Source organism: Ilyobacter sp., from assembly GCF_041583315.1.
In the GTDB taxonomy this organism is placed as follows: Bacteria; Fusobacteriota; Fusobacteriia; order Fusobacteriales; family Fusobacteriaceae; genus Ilyobacter.
The window spans coordinates 1-4,097 of record NZ_JBFHGC010000246.1; the positions used below are offsets into that span (position 1 = coordinate 1).

Genomic DNA, 4,097 nt, shown 5'->3' on the forward strand with positions numbered 1-4,097 from the left:
ACTTGGCTTTTTATCTATTATCTCTTTATGGACACCCAGTCTTTCAGACAGTTCCCATACATGGGTTTTATATAGATCTCCTATGGGATTTATAGCAGATGCCGAATCTCCCAACTGTGTGCTGTATCCCAAAAGTATCTCAGTTTTGTTAGATGTTCCCAAAACCAAGGCACTTTCCTTTGCAGACCTGTCGTATAGAATGGTCATTCTTTCTCTGGCCATCTTATTTCCCTTCCTCATATTATCCATATCAGGATTTTTTTCAAAATAAGCATCTACCATATCAGTTATTTCCATTAGTTCTGTTTTTATTCCCGTAGCTTCTACCAAAAGCTTGGCGTGGTCTACACTTTCTTTACTAGAGCTCTTATAAGGCATCATTACACCCAATACATTTTCAGGTCCTAGTGCCTTTGCAGCAAGTGCCGCCACCAGTGCAGAGTCTATTCCCCCAGAAAGTCCTAAAACTACCTTTTTAAAACCTGCTTTTGTTACCTCTTCTTTTATAAAATCAACTAAAACATTTTCTACTGTTTTCATATTGAGTTTTAAATTTTTCATAGGTCCCCCGTTAATTTTCTATTATATCTTTTTCCAGCATCTCTCTGTCCAGCACAAATTTACCTAGTTTTGAACTTCTGTAATCCCTCAGAATTGTGAGAGCTGCCTGTATCATGTTTACCTTGTCACCTTTTACCAGCATATTCATTCTTAATCCTATTTTTTCAAGAACCTCTTCAGGAACTCCGATGAAGTCTTCCTCAAGAAGTTTATATTTATCTTTCAGTGTGTTTTTAAGGCCGTAAGAAAGCATCTTTTCTATCAGTTTACTCGCTACTTCCTCCACAGGGATTACCTCATCTTTTATAGCCCCTGCTATTGCCAGGCTGTAGCCTACATCATCATTCTCAAATTTCGGCCAGAGTATTCCTGGAGTGTCTAAAAGTTCCAAGCCGTCTTTTATCCTAACCCATTGCTTACCTCTTGTAAATCCTGGCTTGTTTCCTACCCCTGCACTTTTTTTACCCACTATTCTGTTTATGAGTATTGATTTACCCACATTTGGTATTCCTACCACCATGAGTCTTGTATTTACAACCCTCAGACCTTTTTTCATCATTCTTTCTTTTTTCTCTTTGGATACTTTTTCTATTATTGCAAAGAGTTTTTTTACATTATATCCTGTCTCGGCACTTAATTCTATTACCTCATCTGCCAAGTTATTTTCTATAAAATAATCTTTCCATACTCTCAAATCCTCTCCGTTTACAAGATCTGATTTATTAAGAACTATTATTCTCTTTTTATTTTTAGCAAATTTTACAATATCAGGATTTTTGCTTGAAAGTGGTATTCTAGCATCTACAATTTCTAGTACTATATCTATTATTTTCATATTTTCCTGGATCATATCTTTGGTTTTCTTCATATGTCCTGGATACCAGTTTATTTTTATAGTTGACATTACTAAAGTGTCCCTCCTAATCTTCTTTTGCCTTTATTATAAGGACAATTTCACCTTTTATAGGCTTTTCTTTGAGTCTCTTGGCAACTTCAGTTGTAGTTCCCCTTATGATTTCTTCATAAATCTTAGTTATCTCTCTCACGATAACTATATATCTCTCTCCCATAAATTCATGGATATCTCCTACAGTTTTTTCTATCCTGTGCGGGGATTCAAAAAGTATGATTGCTCTTTCTTCAGTAGCTAGTTTTTTCAATAAAGTTTGTCTCCCCTTTTTCTTAGGGAGAAATCCTTCAAAGGCTATTCTTTTCATGTTTAAGCCAGCCACCGATGCAGCTGCAGTCATAGAACTGGCACCTGGTATAGGGACTACCTTCATATCGTTATTAAGAGCTGCATCAGCCAGCTCAAATCCTGGATCAGATATACAGGGAGTTCCTGCATCTGTCACAAGAGCGATGCTTTTCCCACTTTTTAGAAGGTTCATTATATTCTCTATCTGATGCCCCTTGGTAAATTCATCATATCTGTAAACTATAGTGTCTATTTCATAGTGTTTCAGAAGTTTTTTTGTAACCCTGGTATCCTCTGCGAAGACATAGTCAGCTTCTTTCAATATCCTGACGGCTCTGTAAGTTATATCCTCGAGATTTCCTATGGGTGTCGCTACTATGTACAGCATTTTAGACCGCCTTTCATTTATTATTAAAGAGTGAACTTTCGCCCACTCTTCATCTTTTTACTTCTTATTGTTTAAAAGTATCCCTTTTAACACACCTATTGCACTTTCTAGCTGTTTATCTGTTTTCTTCTCTAGTTTTTCAGCTTCATCTTTACCCTTTAGCTCTTTTATAAGTTCTTTTTTATTTTCCTTTGTTTTTTCCTCGTCTATGTTAGTTACAAATCCGTCAAAAAACAGGTAGTCAGAATCTTCCACTACTTTTATATCAGGCTCGATTCCTACTCCGTGGATAGATATTCCGCTAGGAGTATAATATTTCGCAATTGTAAGTTTGATTCCGTCTCCGTCTGGTAGAGGTAGTAGACTCTGGACACTGCCCTTTCCAAAACTTTTTTCCCCTAAAAGAACAGCTCTTTTACTATCCTTCAATGCACCGGCTACGATTTCAGAAGCCGAAGCACTTCCCTCATTAATGAGTACAACGACAGGAAAATCTCCGTAATATTTTCCCTCTCTCATGTAGACCTGTTCTTGACCGGTTTTACCTTTTACACTTACGATCTTCCCCTCTTTTATAAACATAGAGGATATTTTTATCGATTGGTCCAATGCCCCGCCGGGATTACTTCTTAAGTCAAGTATTAAACCTTTCATCCCTTTCTTAGTCAATGAATCCATAGACTTTTTCACATCAGGATATATATCTTCTCCAAATTGTGTGATTCTCAGATAACCAATCTTATTCTCTAGCATTTTGTCTTTTACATATTTTAGCTCTACAATATCTCTTTTCAGAATTATCTCTTTAGATTCCTTTGATGAGTCTCTGTAAATTTTTACCTTTACCTCTGTTCCGGGCTCACCTTTTAGTTTTTTTACACACTCATTACTTGTTAGATTATAAGTAGATTCACCATCTATCTCTATTATTTTATCCTTAGGTTTTATTCCGGCTTTGTATGCAGGGGTGTCCTCTATAGGCGATACCACTACTAAAGGCTCATTTTCCTTTTTCTGTATTACCATCCCCACTCCGGCATATTTCCCCTGTATATCCTCTTTAAAACTTTCCATTTCTGTTTTGTCAAAATATATAGAATATGGATCGTCTAAAGATTCTAACATTCCTCTTATAGCCCCATGCATAAGATCCTTTTTTTCAGTCTCTTTTTCCCCAACATGGTTTGCCATTATTATATCCATAATATCAGAAACCTCTTTCAGCTCACTTAGATTTGAAAGAAAACCTCTTTTGGTATCTGTTTGTTTTTTTTCAACTTTAGTATTTGCATATACTAAACTAAATATTACAACAGATAATACAGCTACGATTATTTTCATTTTGGTATATTTCTTCATTAAAATTTACCCCCCAGTTTTAAGAGATTTGCCGCTGTTTATAACCGCGTCAATATCTATCACATTATTCCCCTCTTCAAGGGAAAAAACAGATATATATTCCACATTTCCTTTGCCGCCGGTTATAGGTGAATAATCCAAAGACTTTAAGTACAGGCCGTTACTATTTGCGGCTTCGATTATTTTTTCCACAGCCATTTTATGCTTTTTGAAATCTTTGACTATCCCGCCCTTTTCTATGTTTTCTCTCCCTACTTCAAACTGTGGTTTTATAAGTGCCATTAGTTCAGAGTTGGTTTTCATAAATTTTATAAGATGTTCAAAAACTTTTGTTATGGAGATAAATGATACATCCATAACAAGATAGTCTGCTTTATTACCATCCAAATGTTCTAAGGTCAGGTCTTTTATATGGGTATTTTCGATGGATTTCACTCTATCGTCGTTTCTCAGCTTCCAGTCTAGTTGATTAGAACCCACATCTGCTGAGTATACATATTTTGCTCCATTCTGAAGAGCGCAGTCTGTAAACCCACCTGTTGAAGCCCCTATATCCAGGACAATTTTGTCCTTCATGTTCAGTCTAAAAAC

Annotated in this window: 5 protein-coding genes; all 5 read right to left on the bottom strand. The window is 36.0% G+C overall.

Translation table 11 applies throughout. The annotated features are described in order from the left end of the window. Positions 1 to 561: NAD+ synthase (locus ABZA26_RS09200; protein ID WP_372714225.1), on the bottom strand; the 561-nt coding region annotated here is incomplete at its 3' end. Between the two features lie 10 nt (positions 562 to 571). Beyond that, a complete protein-coding gene (gene ylqF / locus ABZA26_RS09205; protein WP_372714226.1) occupies positions 572 to 1,465 on the bottom strand; it encodes a ribosome biogenesis GTPase YlqF in 894 nt (297 codons plus the stop codon). Between the two features lie 16 nt (positions 1,466 to 1,481). Next, positions 1,482 to 2,147 (bottom strand): 16S rRNA (cytidine(1402)-2'-O)-methyltransferase, encoded by a 666-nt coding sequence (gene rsmI / locus ABZA26_RS09210; RefSeq protein ID WP_372714227.1) that lies wholly within the window; start codon positions 2,145 to 2,147, stop codon positions 1,482 to 1,484. 57 nt (positions 2,148 to 2,204) lie between these two features. After that, a complete protein-coding gene (locus ABZA26_RS09215; RefSeq protein WP_372714228.1) occupies positions 2,205 to 3,506 on the bottom strand; it encodes a S41 family peptidase in 1,302 nt (433 codons plus the stop codon). A gap of 6 nt (positions 3,507 to 3,512) precedes the next feature. Continuing rightward, a partial coding sequence (locus ABZA26_RS09220; RefSeq protein WP_372714229.1) for a TlyA family RNA methyltransferase occupies positions 3,513 to 4,097 on the bottom strand: 585 nt, incomplete at its 5' end.